The sequence below is a fragment of the Pseudomonas sp. 22490 genome (assembly GCF_052044465.1).
In the GTDB taxonomy this organism is placed as follows: domain Bacteria; phylum Pseudomonadota; class Gammaproteobacteria; order Pseudomonadales; family Pseudomonadaceae; genus Pseudomonas; species Pseudomonas aeruginosa.
Map to the genome: position 1 here is coordinate 29804 of NZ_JBQENS010000043.1, position 24567 is coordinate 54370.

The 24567-nt window shown below is 57.8% G+C and carries 18 protein-coding genes and 1 tRNA gene; 15 read left to right on the forward strand and 4 right to left on the reverse strand.

Annotated features, from left to right (window positions below; genetic code table 11):
• Positions 1 to 341: 341 nt before the first annotated feature.
• The 12 genes from ACTJJX_RS31140 (at position 342) to ACTJJX_RS31195 (ending at position 15559) form a co-directional block, all read left to right on the forward strand.
• Positions 342 to 1406: an LPS O-antigen chain length determinant protein WzzB gene (locus ACTJJX_RS31140; RefSeq protein ID WP_014602695.1), complete on the forward strand. Its 1065-nt coding sequence runs from the start codon at positions 342 to 344 to the stop codon at positions 1404 to 1406.
• Between the two features lie 109 nt (positions 1407 to 1515).
• A complete protein-coding gene (gene tviB / locus ACTJJX_RS31145) occupies positions 1516 to 2784 on the forward strand; it encodes a Vi polysaccharide biosynthesis UDP-N-acetylglucosamine C-6 dehydrogenase TviB (protein WP_003122248.1) in 1269 nt (422 codons plus the stop codon).
• Positions 2785 to 2824: 40 nt separating this feature from the next.
• Positions 2825 to 3847: an NAD-dependent epimerase/dehydratase family protein gene (locus ACTJJX_RS31150; RefSeq protein WP_003122249.1), complete on the forward strand. Its 1023-nt coding sequence runs from the start codon at positions 2825 to 2827 to the stop codon at positions 3845 to 3847.
• Between the two features lie 198 nt (positions 3848 to 4045).
• Positions 4046 to 5470, forward strand: a complete 1425-nt coding sequence (locus tag ACTJJX_RS31155; RefSeq protein ID WP_003122250.1) for an oligosaccharide flippase family protein — start codon at positions 4046 to 4048, stop codon at positions 5468 to 5470.
• A 196-nt stretch (positions 5471 to 5666) separates the two neighbouring features.
• Positions 5667 to 6638, forward strand: a complete 972-nt coding sequence (locus tag ACTJJX_RS31160; RefSeq protein WP_169787782.1) for a glycosyltransferase family 4 protein — start codon at positions 5667 to 5669, stop codon at positions 6636 to 6638.
• Between the two features lie 4 nt (positions 6639 to 6642).
• Complete coding sequence (gene asnB / locus ACTJJX_RS31165; RefSeq protein ID WP_023082221.1) at positions 6643 to 8526, forward strand: asparagine synthase (glutamine-hydrolyzing); 1884 nt, start codon at positions 6643 to 6645, stop codon at positions 8524 to 8526.
• Positions 8523 to 9674, forward strand: a complete 1152-nt coding sequence (locus ACTJJX_RS31170) for a glycosyltransferase family 4 protein (RefSeq protein ID WP_003452713.1) — start codon at positions 8523 to 8525, stop codon at positions 9672 to 9674. The genes asnB and ACTJJX_RS31170 overlap by 4 nt, the downstream gene beginning before the upstream one ends.
• 43 nt (positions 9675 to 9717) lie before the next feature.
• Positions 9718 to 10848 carry a glycosyltransferase family 4 protein gene (locus tag ACTJJX_RS31175; protein WP_003452711.1) on the forward strand — a complete coding sequence of 377 codons (1131 nt, stop codon included), beginning with the start codon at positions 9718 to 9720 and terminating at the stop codon, positions 10846 to 10848.
• Entirely contained in the window at positions 10845 to 11807 is a 963-nt protein-coding gene (locus ACTJJX_RS31180; RefSeq protein ID WP_016253165.1) for a UDP-glucose 4-epimerase family protein, read from the forward strand. Before ACTJJX_RS31175 ends, ACTJJX_RS31180 begins: the two co-directional genes overlap by 4 nt.
• Positions 11807 to 12844: an MraY family glycosyltransferase gene (locus tag ACTJJX_RS31185; protein ID WP_003452706.1), complete on the forward strand. Its 1038-nt coding sequence runs from the start codon at positions 11807 to 11809 to the stop codon at positions 12842 to 12844. Before ACTJJX_RS31180 ends, ACTJJX_RS31185 begins: the two co-directional genes overlap by 1 nt.
• A 197-nt stretch (positions 12845 to 13041) precedes the next feature.
• Positions 13042 to 15039 carry a polysaccharide biosynthesis protein gene (locus tag ACTJJX_RS31190; protein ID WP_003122257.1) on the forward strand — a complete coding sequence of 666 codons (1998 nt, stop codon included), beginning with the start codon at positions 13042 to 13044 and terminating at the stop codon, positions 15037 to 15039.
• A gap of 190 nt (positions 15040 to 15229) precedes the next feature.
• Positions 15230 to 15559 carry a ComEA family DNA-binding protein gene (locus tag ACTJJX_RS31195; RefSeq protein WP_003104586.1) on the forward strand — a complete coding sequence of 110 codons (330 nt, stop codon included), beginning with the start codon at positions 15230 to 15232 and terminating at the stop codon, positions 15557 to 15559.
• Positions 15560 to 15631: 72 nt separating this feature from the next.
• Here the strand turns inward: ACTJJX_RS31195 and ACTJJX_RS31200 are convergent.
• Together ACTJJX_RS31200 and ACTJJX_RS31205 are read right to left on the reverse strand one after the other, a co-directional pair.
• Positions 15632 to 15707, reverse strand: a tRNA-Asn gene (locus ACTJJX_RS31200).
• Between the two features lie 68 nt (positions 15708 to 15775).
• The gene (locus ACTJJX_RS31205) at positions 15776 to 16972 is read right to left on the reverse strand and encodes an amino acid aminotransferase (protein ID WP_016852642.1); all 1197 of its coding nucleotides are present in this window, start codon (positions 16970 to 16972) and stop codon (positions 15776 to 15778) included.
• Positions 16973 to 17159: 187 nt separating this feature from the next.
• On the opposite strand from ACTJJX_RS31205, the gene uvrB reads away from it, so the two are divergent.
• Positions 17160 to 19172 carry an excinuclease ABC subunit UvrB gene (uvrB, locus tag ACTJJX_RS31210; protein WP_003104590.1) on the forward strand — a complete coding sequence of 671 codons (2013 nt, stop codon included), beginning with the start codon at positions 17160 to 17162 and terminating at the stop codon, positions 19170 to 19172.
• 3 nt (positions 19173 to 19175) lie between these two features.
• On the opposite strand, the gene ACTJJX_RS31215 is transcribed toward uvrB, so the two are convergent.
• Positions 19176 to 20675, reverse strand: a complete 1500-nt coding sequence (locus tag ACTJJX_RS31215; RefSeq protein ID WP_073662552.1) for an MDR family MFS transporter — start codon at positions 20673 to 20675, stop codon at positions 19176 to 19178.
• A gap of 49 nt (positions 20676 to 20724) precedes the next feature.
• Positions 20725 to 21759 carry an HlyD family secretion protein gene (locus tag ACTJJX_RS31220; RefSeq protein WP_003104593.1) on the reverse strand — a complete coding sequence of 345 codons (1035 nt, stop codon included), beginning with the start codon at positions 21757 to 21759 and terminating at the stop codon, positions 20725 to 20727.
• A gap of 102 nt (positions 21760 to 21861) precedes the next feature.
• On the opposite strand from ACTJJX_RS31220, the gene ACTJJX_RS31225 reads away from it, so the two are divergent.
• On the forward strand, positions 21862 to 22782 hold the full coding sequence (locus tag ACTJJX_RS31225) for a LysR family transcriptional regulator (protein ID WP_003091419.1): 921 nt from the start codon (positions 21862 to 21864) through the stop codon (positions 22780 to 22782).
• A 37-nt stretch (positions 22783 to 22819) separates the two neighbouring features.
• Complete coding sequence (gene gltX, locus ACTJJX_RS31230) at positions 22820 to 24304, forward strand: glutamate--tRNA ligase (RefSeq protein WP_003104596.1); 1485 nt, start codon at positions 22820 to 22822, stop codon at positions 24302 to 24304.
• Positions 24305 to 24567: the final 263 nt, after the last annotated feature.

Sequence of the window (24567 nt, forward strand, 5' to 3'; positions counted from 1 at the left end):
TCTCTTCTTGCTGAAAAGGGTTGCTGCCGGCGGGTCGTAACCTCTCGTGGAAGGTATCCTCTGGCCTGCTTGACCCCATTTTTCTGCTGTGGGCACTAATCTCTGACTGTCTTGTCTAACATACGTCCGTGCATCCTGAATCGCGAGCTAGGCTCTGTTATCAGCGATTGGTGCGCTGAAGGTGTTTGCGTCGTATCCCTATCTCCTGGAGTCGATGGTCGCGACCGTGCGGCTTGTAATCTCGTAGCATGCTGTCAAAATGCAGCAGCTTCCTGATGCATCTCCACGTCAGGAGGGGGGCTGCCGCATGATGACTCCTTAACCCAAGAATTGGATCCGTTGTGACAGAAAAAAATTTTCCCTCCTATAAAGCCAAGAGCGGCGAGTTCGATCTGATAGAGATTATGAGTGGGTTGTGGTCCCTGAGATGGCTGATTGCTTTGCTGGCAGTGTTGCCCGTGTTGTTGGCTATTGTTTATCTATTCATCACCAAGCCCGTCTATGAGGCTCGTGTCTCGACGCTGCCTCCTTCACTCAGCGATATAGCTGGTTTCAACTTGGGAAGATCGGAAAACGGGCTTCCCGCGTTTTCGGCAAATGGTGTCTATTCAATCTTCGTGCGAAATCTCCAGTCCGAAGAGACTCGCCGTCAGTTCTTTCGAGATGTATATATTCCTTCCTTGGAGGAGGGGGCTTCTGTTGGTTCGCGGGATCAGCTTTATGCGCTTCTCATGAATTCGGTAACTATTCAGAAGCCTAGCAAAGAGGATAGCGAGCGCTACACTGTCGTCATCGAGCGGCATGATCCTTCGCAGGCGGCGGAGTGGGGCGAAAAATATATAGGAATTGCAGTCAAGCGTTCCATGCAGGAAATGCAAGAAGGAGTACGCCGCGAGTTTCAAGTGAAGAATCGCAATATACAGCAACAGATCGACATCTTGCGTGAAACTGCGAAGGCTCGCCGTGAAGATCGTATCTCTCGACTGAAAGAGGCGTTGCGCGTTGCGGAGGCCTTGAAGCTGGAAAATCCTCCGTTGATAGAAGGGCAGGTTGATCAACAGCTTTCCTCCATCATGGAAGGCGGACTGATGTACATGCGTGGTGCCAAGGCTATTCGGGCAGAAATAAAAACGCTGCAAGATCGTGTCTCCGATGATCCTTTCATTCCCGCATTACGAGGCTTGCAGGAGAAGTATGCTCTTCTGGAGGGGCTGACGCTGAATCTCGATAAAGTCGCTGTTTTTCGTCAGGATGGTACGATAGAGGTGCCAGATGATCCCGTCCGTCCAAGAAAAGGCATAGTGCTTATCCTAAGCATGCTTGCCGGTGGTTTTTTGGGGGTTGCGGTGGCTCTAGCCATCCTTATGGTGAGAGGTGGGTTTAGGCGCACGGTCGATGCTGCATGAGTTTTTTGCTTGTAGGGTCGGCAGAAGTTTATAGTCAATGGGATTTTCAGTTTTCAATCCATCGGATTTTGGTTGAGAACTGTTTTACATGAAGTGAGGTGCGCGTTAAATGAAGGATCTGAAGGTTGCAGTTGTTGGGCTAGGCTATGTTGGTCTTCCGCTTGCTGTTGAATTTGGTAAAAAACGAACCGTTGTCGGTTTCGATATCAATCAGGGGCGAATCGCTGAACTGCGGCAAGGCATTGACTCTACTCTTGAAGTAGATGCGGCTGAGTTGAAAGAAGCGTCCGAACTGAGCTTTACTTTCAATCTTCAGGACTTGCAAAAGTGCAATGTTTTCATTGTGACGGTTCCTACACCTATTGATGAACATAAGCAACCCGACCTCACCCCTCTTGTAAAGGCCTCGGAGAGCATCGGAAAGGTTCTGAAGAAGGGCGATATTGTAATTTATGAGTCTACCGTTTACCCGGGAGCGACGGAAGAAGACTGCGTACCTGTTCTGGAAAAATTTTCCGGGCTGAGGTTTAACGAGGACTTCTTCGCCGGTTATAGCCCCGAGCGCATCAATCCCGGCGATAAGGAACATCGGGTCTCTTCGATCAAGAAGGTCACTTCCGGCTCTACGCCGGAGATCGCGGAGTTGGTTGACTCCCTGTATAGAGAAATCATCACTGCCGGTACTCACAAGGCGAGCAGCATTAAAGTCGCTGAGGCTGCCAAGGTGATCGAAAATACGCAGCGAGATCTCAATATTGCTCTGATCAACGAACTCGCCATCATTTTCAATCGAATGGGTATCGATACCGAGGCGGTCCTCAAGGCTGCCGGCACGAAATGGAATTTCATGCCGTTCCGCCCGGGCCTAGTCGGCGGTCATTGCATCGGAGTCGATCCATATTATCTGACTCATAAAGCCCAGAGTATTGGCTATCATCCAGAGATCATCCTGGCTGGCCGCCGTTTGAATGACGGTATGGGTGCCTACGTCGTTTCGCAACTGGTCAAGGCTATGCTCAAGCGTCGTATCCACGTGGACGGTGCTCGCGTTCTGCTTATGGGGCTTACATTCAAGGAAAATTGTCCAGACCTCCGCAATACCAAAGTCGTCGATATTGTCCGTGAGTTGGCGGAATACAACATACAGGTTGATGTTTTTGATCCTTGGGTGAGCGCCGAAGATGCCATGCATGAGTATGGGATTACTCCAGTCGGTACGCCATCCCATGGCGCTTATGATGGAATTATCCTTGCGGTCGCGCACAGTGAATTCAAAAATATGGGCGCAGAAAATATACGAAAGTTAGGGAAGGCTGAGCATGTTCTCTATGATCTGAAATATCTACTCGATGAAGATCAGTCTGATCTACGCCTGTAAGATCAGTTGTAAGCTTTGTGAGTAGACGAGAGGGAATATGATGAGTCGTTATGAAGAGCTAAGAAAGGAATTGCCGGCGCAGCCGAAAGTCTGGCTGATTACAGGTGTGGCGGGCTTTATTGGCTCTAATCTTCTTGAAACTTTGCTAAAACTTGATCAGAAGGTTGTCGGCCTGGATAATTTTGCTACTGGTCATCAGCGGAACCTGGACGAAGTGCGGTCCTTGGTTAGCGAGAAGCAATGGTCAAATTTTAAACTTATTCAAGGTGATATTCGCAATCTGGATGATTGCAATAACGCCTGTGCAGGTGTTGATTACGTTTTACATCAAGCTGCCTTGGGTTCGGTGCCGCGTTCTATTAACGATCCGATCACCTCCAATGCAACGAACATCGATGGTTTCTTGAATATGCTGATTGCAGCCAGAGATGCCAAGGTGCAGAGTTTCACTTATGCGGCAAGTAGCTCTACCTATGGAGATCATCCCGGTTTACCGAAGGTGGAGGATACTATAGGTAAGCCTCTTTCCCCTTATGCGGTTACCAAATATGTGAATGAGCTTTATGCCGATGTGTTTTCGCGCTGCTACGGCTTTTCGACCATTGGGCTTCGTTATTTCAATGTGTTCGGTCGTCGACAGGATCCCAATGGTGCCTATGCGGCAGTCATACCAAAATGGACCTCTTCGATGATCCAGGGTGATGACGTCTATATTAACGGTGATGGCGAGACCAGTCGGGATTTTTGTTATATTGAAAACACCGTTCAGGCCAATCTGCTTGCTGCAACCGCGGGGCTTGATGCTCGTAATCAAGTTTACAATATTGCTGTTGGCGGGCGGACGAGTTTGAATCAGTTGTTCTTTGCGCTTCGCGACGGCCTTGCCGAAAACGGTGTGTCCTATCACCGGGAACCTGTTTATCGTGATTTTAGGGAGGGGGATGTACGTCACTCTCTCGCTGATATCAGCAAGGCTGCCAAACTGCTGGGGTATGCGCCGAAATATGATGTGTCTGCAGGTGTGGCGTTGGCCATGCCTTGGTACATCATGTTTTTGAAATGATATTCACTCTGGTGCGTTTGGATGAAAGTAGCGTCGTTTCCAAGAGCGGCGCTATTTTTGCTTTTGAGAGTCGCCTGGTGCTCCAAGTGCTCAATATTAGGGGCGTGTGATTCTCTATTTTCATCGCGGAGCACTTTTTCTATGATTGTTTTTTTATTTTTTACTCATTGTTTTCTCTTTTTTATGGTTTAGAAAAGTATGCTGGGAAAACATAGTCTGGTTTATTTTTTGTTCAAGTCTTTTCCGGCAATATTGACTCTTGTCGGTCTTTCCGTTTTTACTCGTCTGTTGAGTCCGGGTGAGTATGGAGTCTATTCGCTGACAATTATAGTTGTTGGCTTCCTCAATACGGTTTTCTTGCAATGGGTGGCGCTGGGGGTTGGTCGTTATCTGCCTGAGTGTAGTGATGACCAAGCTCGGGCGAGGCTTCTTGGCACGGCTAGGGCCATTAGCTTCCTTGTTTCACTCGTTATCATATTCGTCACGTTCCTGCTTTGGGAGTGGCGTGAAGAGATAGGTTTCTCTATTCTTTATTATATGGTCGGTTTTCTTTGCCTGGCACAGGCTTGGCATGATTTGAATCTGAAGATTCAAAATGCGATCTTGCAGCCGCTGACCTACGGGAAAATGTTGTTGATCAAAGGGGCTGGAAGCTTCTTTATCGGTGTTCTCCTTGTTTATTTCGGGTTTGGCGTTGATGGTTTGCTGCTGGGTACGCTTGTGTCTCTGGTACTGGCGACCATTTTCTTCCAAGATGCGTGGCGGGGAGTCAGTTGGGCGTTGGTAGACAAGGAGCAGTTAACCAGGTTGTTTGCCTATGGTGCACCACTGACGCTTACTTTCCTTTTTGCATTCATAGTCAATGCGTCTGATCGCTTCTTTATTGGGGCATTTCTGGGGGATGCCGCGGTAGGTGTCTACTCGGTGTCATATGACCTAGCGCAATATAGTGTTGGTACAGTGGCTTCTGTCGTTCACCTGGCGGCTTTTCCGCTGGTAATGGAGAAACTTTCCAAGAGCGGCTTGCCACAGACACAGGACCAACTGCGGAAGACCTTTATTTTTATCTTTGCAGTAGTCTCGCCTGCTGCCTGTGGTCTGGCCATGGTGGCTCCGGAAATTTCAGGATCTATTATGGGCGAAGAGTTTCGTGAGGGTGCCCTAAAGATAATTCCGTTGATATCCCTTTCGGCTTTTCTGGGGGCCTTGAAATCTTTTTACTTTGACTACTCTTTCCAATTGGCTAGTGCTACACGAGTGCAGGTTGTGACAGTGGCGGTGTCGGCAGTGGTTGATGTTGTGTTTAATTTAATCCTTATTCCGGAGTTTGGGATAGTTGGCGCGGCGGTATCTTCTGTTATGGCGTTTTCCTCTGCAATACTAATTAGTATCTTCTTGGGGCGACGTGTTTTCCCAATGCCCGCCCTTCCGGGGAAAGATGCTATGAAAATTGCGTTGTCTGTGCTGTTGATGGCGGTGTCAGTTGCATCCTTCAGTTTGGAGAGTGCTTTTTTTGGCCTGGTTGTGAAAGTTGTCTTGGGGGGAGGGGTCTATTTGGCGGCAATGATTGCTCTTGATGTATCTGGCATGCGTACTTTCCTGAAGAGCAAGCTAATTCGATGATAAGCAGTATGCCGACTTGCTTTCTGTTTGGAGGGGATGGGTCCCGGTTTGGTGGGGAGTGCCCAGAGCACTGCGATCTCCCGTTGGACAGGCGTGTCCAGGAATCAAGGAGGGGTAAATCATGATAGCGGAGCTCCCAGCAGTGCGGGTTCGGGCTTTTACCCAAGGTAGATCCGTTCCCAGTTCGAGATTTCGCGTGAAGGCTCTGCTCGAAGGGCTTGGCACGCGAGGTATCGACATGCATATGTCGGAAGCGCTGGTCTCTGCCTATCCTCCGCCTCGTCGACTGGATCGCCCGCTTTGGTTGCTGAGAGAACTGCTTCACCGCCTTCCTCAGGTAATCGGCTCTTACGGAAGTGACGTTGTGATCCTTCAACGAGAGCTTCTCTCGACAATTCCAACTCTTGAGTTTCTTACCAAGGCGCCCAGAATTCTGGATGTCGATGATGCAATATGGCTGCATCGTAGGGGGATCGCCGCGAATTCGATTGCTCGTCGTGTCGACCATATCGTGTGTGGCAATCAATACCTGGCCGATTACTTCGGTCAGTTCGGTAGGCCGACTACGATCATTCCGACGGGCGTCGATACTCTTCGTTTTTCACCCAGAAGGGAACGCAGGGAGAATAGAGTGATCGGCTGGTCCGGCACGTCGGGTGGCTACCGCTTTCTTTATGACATAGAAATCCCGCTGTCCCACCTGTTCAGAGATCACCCCGAATGGAAATTGAGGATCGTTTCGGACCGTCCTCCCGAGTTCAAGGTCATTCCAGCCGAAAAGGTTGAGTTCATTCGCTGGACAGAGACCAATGAGGTCGAAACGATTGCCGGAATGGATATCGGTATAATGCCTCTTGCCGATGATCTATGGTCGAGGGGGAAGTGTAGCTACAAAATGTTGCTTTATATGGCCTGTGGCTTGCCGGTAGTGGTTTCCGAGTATGGTATGAACCGCGATGTTCTAGCCCGAGGCTTCATCGGATATGGTGCGGTGGACGACGAGGGCTGGTATGAGTCACTTGCGGCTTTGGTCAAAGATCCGGAAGCCCGTGTGCGTGCAGGGCAAAATGGAAGAGATATTATCGAAAGGCACTATTCTCTCGATGTCGTTTGTGACCTGTGGGCAATGGTCATTGGCTCGGTAGCGCCTGGAAAGGGAACGAGGTGATTTGATGTGTGGTATCGCTGGCTTCTGGAATATTACGGGAACTCTCCTAGGGGATAATGCACGTGTGGCCCGGCAGATGGCTGCCGCCATACATCATCGTGGACCGGATGAGTCGGGGATTTGGTACGAGGCTCCGCGCGCCCCGATACTTGTCCATGCGCGTCTTGCGGTTCTGGAGCTTTCCCCCGCAGGCAGCCAGCCCATGCACTCCGACTGTGGTCGGTATGTGCTGATTTACAATGGCGAGATATACAACCATCTGGCTCTTAGGGCTCGCCTGAGCGAGGCAGGTGTAACACATTCCTGGCGTGGCGGATCGGACACCGAAACCTTATTGGCATGCTTTGCCCAATGGGGCGTGGAGAGTACCCTCAAGCTCACCGTGGGTATGTTCGCTCTGGCCTTGTGGGATCGACAGGAGAAAACAATTACTCTGGCTCGTGATCGAATGGGCGAAAAGCCTCTCTATTGGGGCTGGCAGAATGGCGTGCTTTTTTTTGCATCCGAACTGAAGGCCCTGAAAGAACATCCGCTTTTTAGGGGGGATATTGATAGAGATGCCTTGGCCCTATTTCTACGATATGGATATGTCCCGGCTCCCTATAGTATTTATAAAGGTATCGGGAAGCTAAGGGCAGGGAGCTATTTGGTCCTATCGGAACGTTCATTGAACGAGACCTGCGAACCTGCTGCCTATTGGAGTGCGAACGCCGCGATAGAAGAGGCTCTCTCCAATCCATTCCAGGGAACGGATGCCGAGGCAGTTGATCTTCTGGAAAGCCAGTTGAGAACTAGCATATCGGATCAGATGGTCTCCGATGTTCCTTTGGGAGCTTTTCTGAGCGGTGGGGTGGATAGTAGTACGGTCGTGGCGCTGATGCAGCAGCAGTCCTCACGCCCTATACGGACATTCTCTATTGGCTTTGATGAGCCTGGGTATGATGAGGCTGTTTACGCAAAGGCGGTTGCAGAACATATCGGTACCGATCATACAGAGCTCTATGTCAATTCAAAAGATGCTCTAGATGTAATTCCATCTTTGCCAAAGATCTACTGTGAGCCATTTGGTGACAGTTCGCAGATACCAACCTTGATTGTCAGTGGATTGGCCAGGCAGCAAGTTACTGTTGCGCTGAGTGGAGATGGTGGTGATGAACTGTTTGGCGGCTACAATCCCTATCAGTTTACTCCCCGTGTCTGGCGCATGCTGGAGCGATTTCCTCATTCCATGCGGCGTTTCGCATCGGCTTTTGCTCAGGATTTACCTTTACCTGACAAGTTGGGGAAGCTGCGTGACGTATTTGCTTCGAGGACGGCCGAGGAGCTTTTCTATCGATTGAACAGTCACTGGAGAAATCACGAATACCCGGTCATAGGTGCAAAGGGTCACACGGCACTATTGGATACTCCAGAAAGATGGCCAAGGGTGGACTCGTTCCAGCACTGGATGATGGCCATGGATGTTCAGGGCTACATGCCTGACGACATTCTGGTGAAGGTAGACAGAGCAGCGATGGCTAACAGCCTGGAAACCCGGGTTCCACTGATAGACCATCGCGTGTTCGAACTGGCTTGGCGCATGCCGTTGCATATGAAGATTCGCAATGGAAAAGGAAAGTGGTTGCTTCGTGAAGTCTTGTATAGGCATGTTTCGCGAGAGCTCATAGAGCGGCCCAAGAAGGGGTTTTCCGTTCCTGTCTCCGATTGGCTGAGAGGCCCTCTGAAAGAGTGGGCTGAATCGCTGCTTGATGAGCGACGCCTTCAGCAAGAAGGTTATTTGGATAGTAGGTTGATACGCAGGATCTGGAACGACCACTTGGCGGGAAGGCGGGACCACTCAAGACGCCTCTGGAGTGTTCTCATGTTCCAAGCGTGGTTGGAGTCATGACCACAGTAAAAGTTATCCACGTGATAGCCGGCCTGAAGAAAGTCGGCGGTGCTGAGCTAATGCTCAAGCGGTTGATCGAGACTCAAAATGGCGGCAGTGAATTCGAACATTCGATTATTTCACTGTCTGATCTTGGTGAGTTTGGGCAGGGTCTGATTGAGGCTGGTATATCTGTTGATGTGCTTGGCATGACCTCGATGAGGGATATGCCTCGGGTGCTCCTTCGTCTGATAGGGATATTTCGTGAAAGGAGGCCCGATATAGTCCAAACATGGATGTATCATTCCGATCTTCTTGGTGGATTGGCTGCCAGAATGGCCGGTATTGGCGGGATTATATGGGGAGTCCGCACGACCGACCTTCAAGAGGGCGGCAAGAGTACGACTGTTCTGGTACGGAAGGTGTGTGCCTGGCTATCCGGATTCTTGCCAAAATATATTGTTTGCGCCGCCGAGGCCTCAAGGCGCTCACACATTGCTGTTGGCTACAACGCAAGCAGGATGCTGGTCATTCCCAACGGTTTCGATCTCACTCGCCTGCAGGCGACCGACGAACAGCGGTCCGCTATCAGGAGTGAATCTGGTATAGAGGCCAGCGATATCGTGATTGGCAGTCTAGGCAGATTCCACCCGGTAAAGGATCATGCTTCCTTTGTCGCAGCTGCCGGTCTGCTGGCTCCACGTTATTCGCGCTTGAAGTTTCTTTTGGTGGGACGGGAGCTGCTGTCTTCCAATGCTGAATTGCAGCGCCTCATCGAAGCTACCGGGTATGCGGAGCGCTTCATCCTGCTTGGAGAGCGGCAAGATGTAGCTTCGTGTCTGAAAGCCATGGATATCTTCTGTCTGCATTCTCGCACGGAGGGATTCCCCAATGTTCTTGGTGAAGCCATGGCCATGGGATTGCCTTGTATTACCACTGATGTGGGGGATGCGGCTTATTTGCTAGGTAACGACGGTGTCGTCGTTCCGGCCTTGGATCCGAATGCGCTCGGCAAAGGTATCGAGGATCTCATTGCGTTGGATGTCGAGGGTCGTCGGGCACTTGGTGAGGCTGCAAGACAGAGGATTTACTCGAACTTCACGATGGCCAGTGCCTCTCAGCGTTTCATGAGTCTGTATCGCGACATTCTTGTAAAAAGAAAAGCTTGACGAGCTTGAAGGTTATGTTTGTAAAACGCATCGAGGAGTTTGCATGAAGCCGGTATTGTTGATGATAGTGAACGACCCGGCTTTCTTCATGTCTCACCGTTTACCGGTCGCTGTCGGAGCCCAGCAGGCTGGTTTCCAGGTACATATCGCCACACGCCCTGGTGAAGCGGTGAAAAAGATCGTCTCCCAAGGTTTTCTGCATCATGAATTGCCACTGTCCAGAAGCGGAAAAAATCCTTTTTCAGAGCTGTATCTGCTGACTTATGTCTGGCGCCTTTTGTGGAGATTGCGGCCTGATGTTTTACACCTGGTTACCATCAAGCCGGTAATCTATGGCGGTATCGCCGCACGCTTGGCGCCGGTGAAGGGGGTCGTGGCGGCCGTTTCCGGACTTGGTTTCGTTTTCATGGCCAAGGGTCTGAAGGCCTGCGCGTTTCGTGCCTGTGTCGCCTGGCTTTATCGGCGGGCTTTGGGCAAGAAAAAGTTGCGTGTCATCTTTCAAAATCCCGATGATCGGGACGCGCTGATCGGCCTGGGTGCGATCACTTTTGAAAAGTCCGTCCTGATTCGCGGTTCGGGGGTCGACCTGACGCAGTACCAGCCGGCCCCGGAAAGCCCCGAAACGCCGGTGGTCACATTGGCGGCTCGGTTGCTCAGGGACAAGGGTGTGCTGGAATTCGTCGAAGCGGCAAATATCCTTAGGCAGCGCAGCGTACCGGCACATTTTCAACTGGTCGGAGACCTGGATCCTGGGAACCCCACCAGTATCGAGCCGTCCGAACTAGAGCGTTGGCGTAGTGAAGGCACGATCGAGTGTCTTGGTTATCGCCAGGATATCGCGTCTGTCTTCGCCCGTTCGCATATAGTCGTTCTGCCTTCTTATCGTGAAGGGCTTCCCAAGGTCCTGGTCGAGGCGTCGGCGTGCGGGCGTGCGGTTGTGACGACCGATGTACCGGGTTGCCGGGATGCAATCCAGGCTGATGTTACGGGCCTGCTCGTGCCGGTGCGTGATTCTGCTGCTCTGGCGGATGCCATTCAGCGTCTTATTGAGTCGCCAGAGTTGCGCAAGAAGATGGGAGCTGCTGGGCGAGCGTTGGCAGAGCGTGATTTTGCGATCGAAAGTATCGTCCAACAGCACCTGGATATTTATCGGGCACTAGGGAGCGGAGCTTGACGCGACATAATGTATTGGTAACGGGGGCAACCGGATTCATCGGGGCCGCGCTGGTCAATAGTCTCTGTTCTTCCGGGCAGTACAAGGTTTGGGCCGGGTGCCGCCGAAGAGGTGGGGCCTGGCCTCGAGGGGTTACTCCCTTGCTTCTGGGTGAACTGGGCAGTTCTGTTGTCTGGGATGCGGAGTCGGCCATCGATACGGTGGTTCATTGCGCTGCCCGCGTGCATGTCATGAGCGAGACGGCCTCCGATCCGCTCGTCGAGTTCCGCAAGGCCAACGTTCAGGGGACACTTGATCTGGCCCGGGAGGCCGTATCCCGGGGAGTGCGGCGTTTCATCTTTATCAGCTCGATAAAGGTCAATGGCGAGGGAACTGAGCCCGGTCGGCCCTATACTGCGGACAGTCCGCCCAATCCTGTCGATCCCTATGGCGTTTCCAAACGGGAAGCGGAGCAAGCGCTATTGGATCTGGCGGAAGAGACCGGACTGGAGGTTGTGATCATCCGACCGGTCCTGGTTTATGGTCCAGGGGTCAAGGCCAACGTACAGACCATGATGCGCTGGCTGAAGCGCGGCGTGCCCCTCCCTCTAGGGGCTATTCATAATCGGCGTAGTCTGGTGTCGCTGGATAATCTTGTCGACCTCATCATCACCTGCATCGAGCATCCGGCTGCGGTCGGGCAAGTTTTCCTCGTAAGCGACGGTGAGGATCTTTCCACCACCGAGTTGCTGCGGAGAATGGGACGCGCCTTGGGCGCTCCCGCTCGCCTGCTGCCTGTTCCCGCCAGTTGGATCGGTGCAGCGGCGAAAGTTCTGAACAGGCAGGCATTTGCTCGCCGCCTGTGCGGCTCATTGCAAGTCGATATCATGAAAACCCGCCAAGTGCTTGGCTGGACTCCGCCGGTAGGGGTGGACCAGGCATTGGAGAAAACCGCCCGCTCTTTCCTGGATCGCCAATGATGAATCTATGGTTGTTGTTGCCGGCGGTTGCCGCTCTTTCCCTGCTGTTGACCGCCGGCTTGCGCCGTTACGCGATTGCCCGCAGCTTGATCGATGTACCCAATGCTCGAAGTTCTCACCAGGTGCCGACGCCTAGGGGGGGCGGTGTCGCTATCGTGCTCTCCTTCCTGCTGGCAGTGCTGCTTGCGGCGATATTGGGCGCGGTGAAACCGGATCTGGCCACTGGTATCCTGGGGGCGGGTATTGGGATCGCATTGCTGGGCTTCCTCGACGATCATGGCCATATCGCTGCCCGTTGGCGTTTGCTCGGCCATTTCGCCGGTGCTTGCTGGCTGCTGTACTGGCTTGGAGGTTTGCCTGCATTGGCCTTTTTCGGCCTTGTGGTCGATCTGGGGTGGGTTGGACACATAGCTGCGGCGTTCTATCTGGTATGGATGCTCAATCTCTACAATTTCATGGACGGTATCGATGGGATTGCCAGCGTTGAGGCTGTGTGTGTGTGCGTTGGCGCTGCCCTGCTTGTCGTGGTCAGTGGTGTAGGTTCCGATGAGGCATCCCAGGGCGTTTGGTTGGCGGCGCTGCTGGCAGCCGCGGTGACGGGGTTCCTTTTCTGGAATTTCCCTCCTGCGCGGATCTTCATGGGGGATGCTGGTAGCGGTTTCTTGGGGGTTATCATTGGTGGCCTTTCCCTGCAAGCCGCATGGGTCTCGCCGCAACTCTTCTGGGGTTGGCTCATCCTGCTGGGGGTATTCATTGTTGATGCCACCCTGACCTTGTTGCGCCGGTTGCTGCGGGGAGACAAGGTTTATGAGGCGCATCGCAGTCACGCATACCAGTATGCTTCTCGTCATTACGGGCGTCATCTTCCTGTTACCCTGGCAGTGGGAGGCATCAACATCTTCTGGTTGTTGCCACTGGCACTGCTTGTCGCAGCGGGGAAGATCGACGGCATGCTTGCTTTGTTGATTGGCTACCTGCCTCTGGCGTTCCTGGCGCTCCGTTTTAAGGCCGGAGTCCTGGAATCACGCGCTGCTTGAATGTCCCGGTTGGCTGGAGGCGCGGGACGATTTTCCGGGAACGTATAATATGAAAGGAATGTGCAAGCGATGATCAGTAGTGACTACTGCCGATAGCGTGATTTGGGTTCCGGAATGGTATTTGCCAGACCAAGGAAATGGACTGCCCGGACTTGTTCGGGTGGATGCGGGTGCAGTGAAGGGGGCTGATTAATAGGATGTTGGATAACTTGCGTGGACGCCTCCTGGGATTGCCGCGCCGCCAGAAGCGCATTCTCCAGGTTGCGACGGACATCGGCCTGGTGTGGCTTTCATTGTGGCTGGCTTTCCTGGTGCGTCTCGGCACCGAAGACATGATCGATCCGTTCGGGGATCACGCCTGGCTGTTCATAGCGGCGCCTCTAACCGCCATCCCGCTCTTCATCCGCTTCGGCATGTACCGGGCGGTGATGCGCTACCTGGGCAACGACGCCCTTATCGCGATCGCCAAGGCCGTCACCATTTCCGCGCTGGTCCTGTCGTTGCTGGTCTACTGGTACCGCTCCCCGCCGGCGGTGGTGCCCCGTTCCCTGGTGTTCAACTACTGGTGGTTGAGCATGCTGCTGATCGGCGGCTTGCGTCTGGCCATGCGCCAGTATTTCATGGGCGACTGGTACTCTGCTGTGCAGTCGGTACCATTTCTCAATCGCCAGGATGGCCTGCCCAGGGTGGCCATCTATGGCGCGGGGGCGGCCGGCAACCAGTTGGTTGCGGCATTGCGTCTCGGTCGGGCGATGCGTCCGGTGGCGTTCATCGATGACGACAAGCAGATCGCCAACCGGGTCATCGCCGGTCTGCGGGTCTATACCGCCAAGCATATCCGCCAGATGATCGACGAGACGGGCGCGCAGGAGGTTCTCCTGGCGATTCCTTCCGCCACTCGGGCCCGGCGCCGAGAGATTCTCGAGTCCCTGGAGCCGTTCCCGCTGCACGTGCGCAGCATGCCCGGCTTCATGGACCTGGCCAGCGGCCGGGTCAAGGTGGACGACCTGCAGGAGGTGGACATCGCTGACCTGCTGGGGCGCGACAGCGTCGCACCGCGCAAGGAGCTGCTGGAACGGTGCATCCGCGGTCAGGTGGTGATGGTGACTGGGGCGGGCGGTTCTATCGGTTCGGAACTCTGTCGGCAGATCATGAGTTGTTCGCCTAGCGTGCTGATCCTGTTCGAGCACAGCGAATACAACCTCTACAGCATCCATCAGGAACTGGAGCGTCGGATCAAGCGCGAGTCGCTTTCGGTGAACCTGTTGCCGATCCTCGGTTCGGTGCGCAATCCCGAGCGCCTGGTGGACGTGATGCGTACCTGGAAGGTCAATACCGTCTACCATGCGGCGGCCTACAAGCATGTGCCGATCGTCGAGCACAACATCGCCGAGGGCGTTCTCAACAACGTGATAGGCACCTTGCATGCGGTGCAGGCCGCGGTGCAGGTCGGCGTGCAGAACTTCGTGCTGATTTCCACCGACAAGGCGGTGCGACCGACCAATGTGATGGGCAGCACCAAGCGCCTGGCGGAGATGGTCCTTCAGGCGCTCAGCAACGAATCGGCACCGGTGCTGTTCGGCGATCGGAAGGACGTGCATCACGTCAACAAGACCCGTTTCACCATGGTCCGCTTCGGCAACGTCCTCGGTTCGTCCGGTTCGGTCATTCCGCTGTTCCGCGAGCAGATCAAGCGCGGCGGCCCGGTGACGGTCACCCACCCGAGCATCACCCGTTACTTCATGACCATTCCCGAGGCAGCGCAGTTGGTCATCCAGGCCGGTTCGATGGGGCAGGGCGGAGATGTATTCGTGCTGGACATGGGGCCGCCGGTGAAGATCCTGGAGCTCGCCGAGAAGATGATCCACCTGTCCGGCCTGAGCGTGCGTTCCGAGCGTTCGCCCCATGGTGACATCGCCATCGAGTTCAGTGGCCTGCGTCCTGGCGAGAAGCTCTACGAAGAGCTGCTGATCGGTGACAACGTGAATCCCACCGACCATCCGATGATCATGCGGGCCAACGAGGAACACCTGAGCTGGGAGGCCTTCAAGGTCGTGCTGGAGCAGTTGCTGGCCGCCGTGGAGAAGGACGACTACTCGCGGGTTCGCCAGTTGCTGCGGGAAACCGTCAGCGGCTATGCGCCTGACGGTGAAATCGTCGACTGGATCTATCGCCAGAGGCGGCGAGAACCCTGAGTCATCGTTCTCCGGAAAAGGCCGCCTAGCGGCCTTTTTTGTTTTCTCCGTACGATGTTTCCGGTGCCGGACCAGGAAGCGACTGCTTTGCTGGGGCTGTCGATCCAGGCGCGTTCCACGGCGATAAGGTGGTTTCGTGGATGGGCATGAAGCCCTCTACGTGGTCATTCATCTCTGAAGGAGTGCACCCATGCACCTAATCAAATCCGCTCTGCTTCTCATCCTGTTCGCCTGTCTTCCGTTTTCGGCTTCCGCCGCACCGGTCGCCGTCGCCAAGAATCCGCTGGCCGCAACGACACCTGCGACGACCGTGTCGCCGGGGGAGCAGGTCAATATCAATACGGTCGACGAGGCCGCCCTGATACGGGGGCTCAACGGTGTCGGCGAGGCCAAGGCCAGGGCGATCCTCGAGTATCGTGCGGCCCATGGTCCGTTCGTCTCGGTGGATCAACTGCTGGAAGTGAAAGGGGTAGGCCCGGCGTTGCTGGAGAAGAACCGGGCGCGGATCGTCATCGAGTGAGGTGCGACTGAAGGGGCGAACTTTCGTCCCGATAACGAAAAAGCCCCCGGCATGTGCCGAGGGCTTTGAATTTGGCTCCGCGACCTGGACTCGAACCAGGGACCCAATGATTAACAGTCATTTGCTCTACCGACTGAGCTATCGCGGAACAGCGAGGCGTATGTTACTGATTAAAAAGGGGAAGTCAAGCCTCTCCCGATGACTTCCCCATTTTCCCTACAGGACCTGGACGATGGCCTTGGTGATGGTCTCCAGGTTCGATTTGTTCAGCGCGGCGACGCAGATACGGCCGGTGCTGACGGCGTAGATACCGAACTCGGTCCTCAGGCGCTCGACCTGGTCGGCGGTCAGGCCGGAATAGGAGAACATGCCACGTTGGCGACCGACGAAGCTGAAGTCGCGCTTGGCGCCGTGGGCTGCCAGTTGCTCGACCATCGCCAGGCGCATGTCGCGGATGCGGTCGCGCATCTCGCCCAGTTCCTGCTCCCAGAGGGCCCGCAGTTCCGGGCTGTTGAGCACGGAGGAGACGACGCTGGCGCCGTGGGTCGGTGGGTTCGAATAGTTGGTGCGGATCACCCGCTTCACCTGGGACAGCACGCGGGCCGATTCATCGCGGCTTTCGGTCACGATCGAGAGGGCGCCGACGCGTTCGCCATAGAGCGAGAAGGATTTGGAGAACGAGCTGGAAACGAAGAAGCTCAGGCCCGACTGGGCGAACAGGCGCACCGCGGCGGCGTCTTCCTCGATGCCGTTGCCGAAGCCCTGGTAGGCGATGTCGAGGAACGGCACGTGGCCCTTGGCCTTGAGCACGTCCAGCACCTGTTTCCAGTCGTCCAGCTCGAGATCGACGCCGGTCGGATTATGGCAGCAGGCGTGCAGAACCACGATCGAGCGGGCCGGCAGGGCATTCAGGTCTTCCAGCAGGCCGGCGCGGTTCACGCCATTGCTGGCGGCGTCGTAATAGCGGTAGTTCTGCACCGGGAAGCCGGCGGCTTCGAACAGTGCGCGGTGGTTTTCCCAGCTCGGGTCGCTGATGGCCACGGTGGCGTCGGGCAGCAGGCGCTTGAGGAAGTCGGCGCCGAGCTTGAGCGCGCCGGTGCCGCCGACGGCCTGGGTCGTGACCACACGGCCGGCGGCCAGCAGCTCGGACTCGTTACCGAACAGCAGTTTCTGTACGCCCTGGTCGTAGGCGGCGATCCCTTCGATCGGCAGGTAGCCGCGCGGCGCGTGGGCCTCGATGCGGGCCTTCTCGGCAGCCTGCACGGCACGCAACAGCGGAATGCGCCCCTCCTCGTTGTAGTACACGCCCACGCCCAGGTTGATCTTGCCCGGACGGGTATCGGCGTTGAAGGCTTCGTTCAGGCCAAGGATGGGATCACGCGGTGCCATTTCGACGGCAGAAAACAGACTCATTTTGCGGCTGCTCGGAGTGTGAAGAGAGGAGGGCAACGCAACCCGTTATGCGGGGGCGCAAAGGGTTGCGCAAACGGGGGGTTATTATAGACACCCCTTGATGCATGCGGCGACATTTAGGTGCATGCTTTCAGCTATTTCTGACGCCGGATTTTCCTTGGCGTCACAGCTCCCTGCGAGGTTTTTCATGGATACGTTCCAACTCGACTCGCGCTTCAAGCCCGCCGGCGACCAGCCGGAAGCCATCCGGCAGATGGTCGAGGGGCTGGAGGCGGGGCTTTCGCACCAGACCCTGCTGGGGGTGACGGGCTCTGGCAAGACTTTCAGCATCGCCAACGTGATTGCCCAGGTGCAGCGCCCGACCCTGGTCCTGGCGCCGAACAAGACCCTGGCGGCCCAGCTCTACGGGGAGTTCAAGACGTTCTTCCCGCACAATTCCGTGGAGTACTTCGTTTCCTACTACGACTACTACCAGCCGGAGGCCTACGTCCCGTCTTCCGATACCTATATCGAGAAGGACTCCTCGATCAACGACCATATCGAGCAGATGCGCCTGTCGGCGACCAAGGCGCTGCTCGAGCGTCCGGATGCGATCATCGTCGCCACCGTGTCGTCCATCTACGGCCTCGGTGATCCCGCGTCCTACCTGAAGATGGTCCTGCACCTGGACCGCGGCGACCGCATCGACCAGCGCGAACTGCTGCGGCGACTGACCAGCCTGCAGTACACCCGCAACGACATGGATTTCGCCCGTGCGACTTTCCGTGTGCGTGGCGATGTGATCGACATCTTCCCGGCCGAATCCGATCTCGAGGCGATTCGTGTCGAGTTGTTCGACGACGAGGTGGAAAGCCTCTCGGCCTTCGATCCGCTCACCGGCGAGGTGATCCGCAAGCTGCCGCGCTTCACCTTCTACCCCAAGAGCCACTACGTGACCCCGCGCGAGACGCTGCTGGAGGCGGTCGACCAGATCAAGGCCGAACTCAAGGAACGCCTGGACTACCTGCGCAACAACAACAAGCTGGTGGAAGCGCAGCGCCTGGAGCAGCGCACCCGTTTCGACCTGGAGATGATCCTCGAGCTGGGCTACTGCAACGGCATCGAGAACTACTCGCGCTATCTTTCCGGGCGGGCCCCCGGCGAGCCGCCGCCGACGCTCTACGACTACCTGCCGGCCAACTCGCTGCTGGTTATCGACGAATCGCACGTCAGCGTTCCGCAGGTCGGTGCGATGTTCAAGGGCGACCGCTCGCGCAAGGAGACCCTGGTGGAATACGGTTTCCGCCTGCCTTCGGCGCTGGACAACCGGCCGCTGCGCTTCGAAGAGTGGGAGGCGGTGAGTCCGCAGACCATCTTCGTCTCCGCCACCCCGGGCCCCTACGAGGCGGAGCATGCCGGGCGGGTCATCGAGCAGGTGGTGCGTCCCACCGGGCTGGTCGATCCGGAGATCGAGGTACGTCCGGCGATGACCCAGGTGGACGACCTGCTCTCGCAGATCCGCCAGCGTGTGGCCAAGGACGAGCGGGTGCTGGTGACTACCCTGACCAAGCGCATGGCCGAGGACCTCACCGATTATCTCGGCGATCACGACGTGCGGGTGCGCTACTTGCACTCGGACATCGATACCGTCGAGCGAGTGGAGATCATCCGCGACCTGCGCGCCGGTGCGTTCGACGTGCTGGTGGGGATCAACCTGCTGCGCGAAGGCCTGGACATGCCCGAGGTGTCGCTGGTGGCGATCCTCGACGCGGACAAGGAAGGCTTCCTGCGCTCGGAGCGCTCGCTGATCCAGACCATCGGTCGTGCCGCGCGCAACCTGCACGGCAAGGCGATCCTCTACGCCGACAACGTCACCGGCTCGATGCAGCGTGCGATCGACGAGACCGAGCGGCGTCGGGCCAAGCAGATCGCCTTCAACGAAGCCCATGGCATCGTGCCCAAGGGGGTGCGCAAGGACATCAAGGACATTCTCGAAGGCGCCGTGGTGCCCGGCGCGCGCGGCAAGCGCAAGGGCGTGGCCAAGGTGGCGGAGGAGAGCGGGCGCTACGAGAACGAACTGCGCTCGCCGAGCGAGATCAGCAAGCGCATCCGCCAACTGGAGGAAAAGATGTACCAGTTGGCCCGCGACCTGGAGTTCGAGGCGGCGGCGCAACTGCGCGACGAGATCCAGACGCTGCGCGAGCGCCTGGTCAACGTCTGATCCTCAGTGAGCCCCGGCGTCGGCGCGGGTGCCGATGCCGGCCGGCAGCGAGCGGGTCAGCAGCACCGCGAGCATGCTCACTGCGAGCACCATGCCGATGACATGGAAAGCATCGTTGTAGGCCATGATCATCGCCTGCTGGTGGGTGATCTCGCTGAGTTTGCCCAGCGCCGCCTGCTGGCTGCCCAGTTGCGCGGCGAGTTGCGCGAGGCGTTCGTCGACCTGCGGGTTGGTCGGCACCAGGGCTTCGCGCAGATAGTCGAAGTACACCTTGGCGCGACTGTCGAGCAGGGTCGCGAGCAGGGCGATGCCGATGGCGCCGCCGAGGTTGCGCAGGATGTTGAACAGGCTCGAGGCCGAGCCGGCATCCTGTGGCTGCAGGTAGGCGGTGGCGATCAGCGAAATGGTCACCATGATCATCGGCTGGCCGAGGGCGCGCAGTAGCTGGATCTGGTTGAACTGCGGTCCGGCGAAGTCCGGGTTGAGCACCCCGGAGAAGAAGCTGGCAAGGCCGAACAGGCCGAAGCCGGCGGCGCAGAGCAGGCGCGGCGAGACCAGCCTCATCAACTTCGGGACCAGCGGGATCAGGAACAGCTGGGGAATGCCCATCCACATGATCACCTCGCCGATCTGCATGGCGTTGTAGCCCTGGATTTGTGCCAGGTACAGCGGCAGTACGTAGATCGAGCCGTACAGGCCCATGCCCAGACCGATGCTGGAAATGCTCGCGAGGCCGAAGTTGCGGTTGCGCAGGATGCCCAGGTCGATCAGCGGGTTCGGCCGCGACAGTTGCAGGATGACGAACAGGACCAGGCTGAACAGGGCGACGCTGCCGAGGCTGACGATCAGTTGCGACTCCAGCCAGTCCTTGCGGTGACCTTCCTCGAGGAAGACCTGCAGGCAGCCCAGGCCGATGCCGAGGGTGACAATGCCGGCGTAGTCGGTACTCTTCAGCAGTTCCCAATGCGGCGCCTTTTTCTCCAGGCCGTAGAGCAGCCCGGCGATCATCAACAGGCCCGGCGGCACGTTGATATAGAAGATGTATTCCCAGCCGAAGTTTTCCGTCAGCCAGCCTCCCAGGGTCGGTCCGATGGAGGGCGCGAAGGTGGCGGTGATGGCGAACAGCGCCATGCCCTTCGGACGGTGGTGTTCCGGCAACTTGACCAGGGCCAGGGTGAACGCCAGCGGAATCAGCGCGCCGCCGGTGAAACCCTGCATGGCGCGGAACACGATCATGCTTTCCAGGTTCCAGGCGAACGAGCAGAGCAGCGAGGACACCAGGAAGCCCACCGAGATCATCACCGCCAGGCGGCGTGCCGAGAGCAGTTGCACCAGCCAGGCGGTCATCGGGATCATGATGATCTCCGCCACCAGGTAGGAGGTGGAGATCCACGAGCCTTCCTCGAGGGTTGCCGCCAGCGCGCCCTGGATGTCCTTCAGCGAGGAGTTGGTGATCTGGATGTCGAGCACCGCCATGAATGCGCCGAGCATGGCGCTGAGCACCGCGATCCAGTCGCGCCGGGTCGGTTCGCCAAGCGGCCGGGCCAGCGCCTCAGCGGTCACGGAGCTCGACCTCGGCTTCGACGGACATGCCGGGGCGGATGCGGCCATGCAGCGGGTTGTCGGCCTCGAACACGATCTTCACCGGGATGCGTTGCACCACCTTGGTGAAGTTTCCGGTGGCGTTGTCCGGTGGCAGCAGGCTGAACTGCGCGCCGGAAGCGGCGAACAGGCTATCGATGCGGCCGTCGATAGGCGTGTCGGGGAAGGCGTCGAAGGTCAGGCGCGCCTTCTGCCCGTCGCGCATGCGGCCTACCTGGGTCTCCTTGAAGTTGGCCTGGACCCAGATGTCTTCGTCCGGCACCAGCGACAGCAAATGGGTGCCGACCTGCACGTACTGGCCGTTGCGTGCGCTGCGCTGGCCGACCAGGCCGCTGATCGGCGAATGGATCAGGGTGCGTGACAGGTTGATTTCGGCTTGCGCCAGTTCGGTGCGGGCGCTGGCGATCTGCGCTTCCAGGCGCTTGATCTCGGCGCCCAGGGTGTCGCGCTGGACGCGTTGTGCCTCGAGGTCGGCGCGGGCCTTGGCCAGTTGCGAGCGAGCCACATGGTTGTCGGCGGTGAGGGTGGTGACCCGTTCCTCGGAAACGTAGCCGGGCTTGCGCAGGGCTTCGGCGCGGTTCAGGTCGATCTGTGCGCGACCGAGGGTTGCCTGGCTGGCGTTGACGTCGGCGGCGCTGGCGGCGATCAGGCTGCCCTGCTGCACCAGCTTGCTGCGCGCCTGGGCCAGTTCCGCCTCGCGGGTGGCCAGCGCGGCCTGGGCGCGCTCGACGGCGAGCTTGAAGTCGGCGTCTTCCAGGCGTACCAGTAGCTGCCCCTTGTCCACGTGCTGGTTGTCGCGCACCAGGACTTCCTCGACCCGCGCGCCCAACTGGCTGGCCACCCGCGTGATCTCGCCCTGGACGTAGGCGTTGTCGGTGCTTTCCACGTGGCGGCCGATGAACCACCAGTGCAGGAAGAAGGCCAGGGCGATCAGGCCGACGGCCACCAGGAAGACGGTCAGGCGACGTTTGAGTTGGGCGGGCATGGGTGGAGTGTTCCGTCGGCAAAATTCGGCCAATCTAGCAGTGTTCCGCCGGACGTTATAGGCGCTACACTTCGGACTCTTTGTTGCTTATAGGGAACAATAATGGGGCTTGATGATGCGCTGATCTTCACCCGCGTGGTGGAGTACCACAGCTTCACCCAGGCCGCGCAGAGCCTGGGCATGCAGAAGTCCACGGTGAGCCGGCGCATCGCCCTGCTGGAGGAGCGCCTGGGCGTGCGCCTGCTCAATCGCACTACCCGCAAGTTGCGCCTGACCGAAGTAGGGCAGGCCTACTACGAGCGCTGCCGGCAGATCATGCACGATTTCGCCGAGGCCGAGCAGGCGGTCATGCAGTTGCAACAGGCGCCGTCGGGATTGCTGCGGATCACCTCGCCGATAGAGTTCGGCCAGATGTTCCTCGCCAGCCTGCTGGGCGACTTCATGCGCCAGTACCCGCAGATCACCGCCGAGGTCGAGCTGGCCTCGCGCAGCGTCGATCCGCTGCAGGAGGGCGTCGACATCGTGATCATGGTCGGCCAGCCGGAGGATTCCACCCTGGTGGCCCGTCGCCTGCTCTCTACCAGCCGCTGGCTCTGCGCCAGCCCCGACTACCTGGCGGCGCACGGCACGCCGACATCGGTGGCCGAGCTTGCCGGGCATCGCGCGGTCCTTCTGTCCACCGACTCCCAGCGCTACTGGCCGCTTTCCGGAGACAGCCTGCCCTGCCAGCGGGTGCTGTCCTGCAACAACATCACCTTCGCCCGCGAGGCGGTGGTCGCCGGTGCCGGCATTGCCGCGCTACCGGCGCTGATCTGTGCGGAGAGCGTGCACAGCGGGCGTCTGGTGCGTTTGCTGGCGGACGTGCCGTTGCCGGTCGGCGAACTGTATGCGGTCTATCCTTCGCGGCGTTTCCAGGCGATGAAGGTCAAGGCCTTCCTCGATTTCCTGATCAGCCGCCTGCCGGCCGACACCGGTCGTTTACTGGAGCCGGAGGCGGCCCGCCTGATAACATCGCGCCCCTGAATTTCCGTTTTAACTTCCGCTTGGCAAGAGAGTCTCCATGACCACTGTTCGTACTCGCATCGCCCCGTCGCCGACGGGCGACCCGCACGTCGGTACCGCATACATCGCGCTGTTCAACCTGTGCTTCGCGCGTCAGCACGGCGGTCAGTTCATCCTGCGCATCGAGGACACCGACCAGCTGCGTTCGACGCGGGAGTCCGAGCAGCAGATCTACGACGCCCTGCGCTGGCTCGGCATCGAATGGGACGAGGGCCCGGACGTCGGCGGCCCGCATGGCCCGTACCGGCAGAGCGAGCGCGGGCATATCTACAAGAAGTATTCGGACGAACTGGTCGAGAAGGGCCATGCCTTCACCTGCTTCTGCACGCCCGAGCGCCTCGATGCGGTTCGCGCCGAGCAGATGGCGCGCAAGGAAACCCCGCGCTACGACGGCCACTGCATGCACCTGCCGAAGGATGAGGTGCAGCGCCGCCTCGCCGCCGGCGAGTCCCACGTCACCCGCATGAAGGTGCCGACCGAGGGCGTCTGCGTGGTGCCGGACATGCTCCGCGGCGATGTCGAGATTCCGTGGGATCGCATGGACATGCAGGTGCTGATGAAGGCCGACGGCCTGCCCACCTACTTCCTCGCCAACGTGGTCGACGACCACCTGATGGGCATCACCCACGTCCTGCGCGGCGAAGAGTGGCTGCCGTCGGCGCCCAAGCTGATCAAGCTCTACGAGTATTTCGGCTGGGAGCAGCCGCAGCTGTGCTACATGCCACTGCTGCGCAACCCGGACAAGAGCAAGCTGTCCAAGCGCAAGAATCCGACCTCTATCACCTTCTACGAGCGCATGGGCTACCTGCCGCAGGCGCTGCTCAACTACCTCGGGCGGATGGGCTGGTCGATGCCGGACGAGCGCGAGAAATTCACCCTCGCCGAGATGATCGAGCATTTCGACCTGTCGCGCGTCTCCCTGGGCGGACCGATCTTCGACCTGGAGAAGCTCTCCTGGCTGAACGGGCAGTGGATCCGCGAGCAGTCCGTGGAGGAGTTCGCCCGTGAGGTGCAGAAGTGGGCGTTGAATCCCGAATACCTGATGAAGATCGCTCCGCACGTGCAGGGACGGGTGGAGAACTTCAGCCAGATCGCGCCGCTGGCCGGATTCTTCTTCAGCGGCGGGGTGCCGCTGGACGCTTCGCTGTTCGAACACAAGAAGCTCGATCCGACCCAGGTCCGCCAGGTCCTGCAACTGGTGCTGTGGAAACTCGAATCCCTGCGCCAGTGGGAGAAGGAACGCATCACCGGCTGCATCCAGGCTGTCGCCGAACACCTCCAGCTCAAGCTGCGCGACGTGATGCCGCTGATGTTCCCGGCCATCACCGGGCATGCCAGCTCGGTTTCGGTGCTGGACGCCATGGAGATCCTTGGCGCCGACCTGTCGCGCTATCGCTTGCGCCAGGCCCTGGAGCTGCTGGGCGGGGCGTCGAAAAAGGAAACCAAGGAATGGGAGAAGATCCGCGACGCCATTCCCGGCTGACCGGCTTTCTTCCACAGTCGATGACGAGGCCCGCCCAGTTGCGGGCCTCGTTTTTGGGGGAGGGGAGGTAAGTGATTGTTCTTCCGGTAAAATTTTTTAGGTTTCGATGAAAAATAATGTTGACAGCCTCAAGCCTCGCCCTTAGTATGCGCCCCGTCTTCACGACGAACTCAACGAAGTGAAGCGATCCAGCGGTACTTTGGGGCTATAGCTCAGCTGGGAGAGCGCTTGCATGGCATGCAAGAGGTCGACGGTTCGATCCC

Excerpts from the sequence above, each read along its gene's own strand:
- uvrB (WP_003104590.1), top strand. The coding sequence starts at position 17,160 with ATGGATACGTTCCAACTCGACTCGCGCTTCAAGCCCGCCGGCGACCAG.
- ACTJJX_RS31185 (WP_003452706.1), top strand. The coding sequence starts at position 11,807 with ATGAATCTATGGTTGTTGTTGCCGGCGGTTGCCGCTCTTTCCCTGCTG.
- ACTJJX_RS31150 (WP_003122249.1), top strand. The coding sequence starts at position 2,825 with ATGAGTCGTTATGAAGAGCTAAGAAAGGAATTGCCGGCGCAGCCGAAA.
- ACTJJX_RS31170 (WP_003452713.1), top strand. The coding sequence starts at position 8,523 with ATGACCACAGTAAAAGTTATCCACGTGATAGCCGGCCTGAAGAAAGTC.
- ACTJJX_RS31225 (WP_003091419.1), top strand. The coding sequence starts at position 21,862 with ATGGGGCTTGATGATGCGCTGATCTTCACCCGCGTGGTGGAGTACCAC.
- ACTJJX_RS31195 (WP_003104586.1), top strand. The coding sequence starts at position 15,230 with ATGCACCTAATCAAATCCGCTCTGCTTCTCATCCTGTTCGCCTGTCTT.
- ACTJJX_RS31220 (WP_003104593.1), bottom strand. The coding sequence starts at position 21,759 with ATGCCCGCCCAACTCAAACGTCGCCTGACCGTCTTCCTGGTGGCCGTC.
- asnB (WP_023082221.1), top strand. The coding sequence starts at position 6,643 with ATGTGTGGTATCGCTGGCTTCTGGAATATTACGGGAACTCTCCTAGGG.
- gltX (WP_003104596.1), top strand. The coding sequence starts at position 22,820 with ATGACCACTGTTCGTACTCGCATCGCCCCGTCGCCGACGGGCGACCCG.
- ACTJJX_RS31190 (WP_003122257.1), top strand. The coding sequence starts at position 13,042 with ATGTTGGATAACTTGCGTGGACGCCTCCTGGGATTGCCGCGCCGCCAG.
- ACTJJX_RS31155 (WP_003122250.1), top strand. The coding sequence starts at position 4,046 with ATGCTGGGAAAACATAGTCTGGTTTATTTTTTGTTCAAGTCTTTTCCG.
- ACTJJX_RS31205 (WP_016852642.1), bottom strand. The coding sequence starts at position 16,972 with ATGAGTCTGTTTTCTGCCGTCGAAATGGCACCGCGTGATCCCATCCTT.
- ACTJJX_RS31175 (WP_003452711.1), top strand. The coding sequence starts at position 9,718 with ATGAAGCCGGTATTGTTGATGATAGTGAACGACCCGGCTTTCTTCATG.
- tviB (WP_003122248.1), top strand. The coding sequence starts at position 1,516 with ATGAAGGATCTGAAGGTTGCAGTTGTTGGGCTAGGCTATGTTGGTCTT.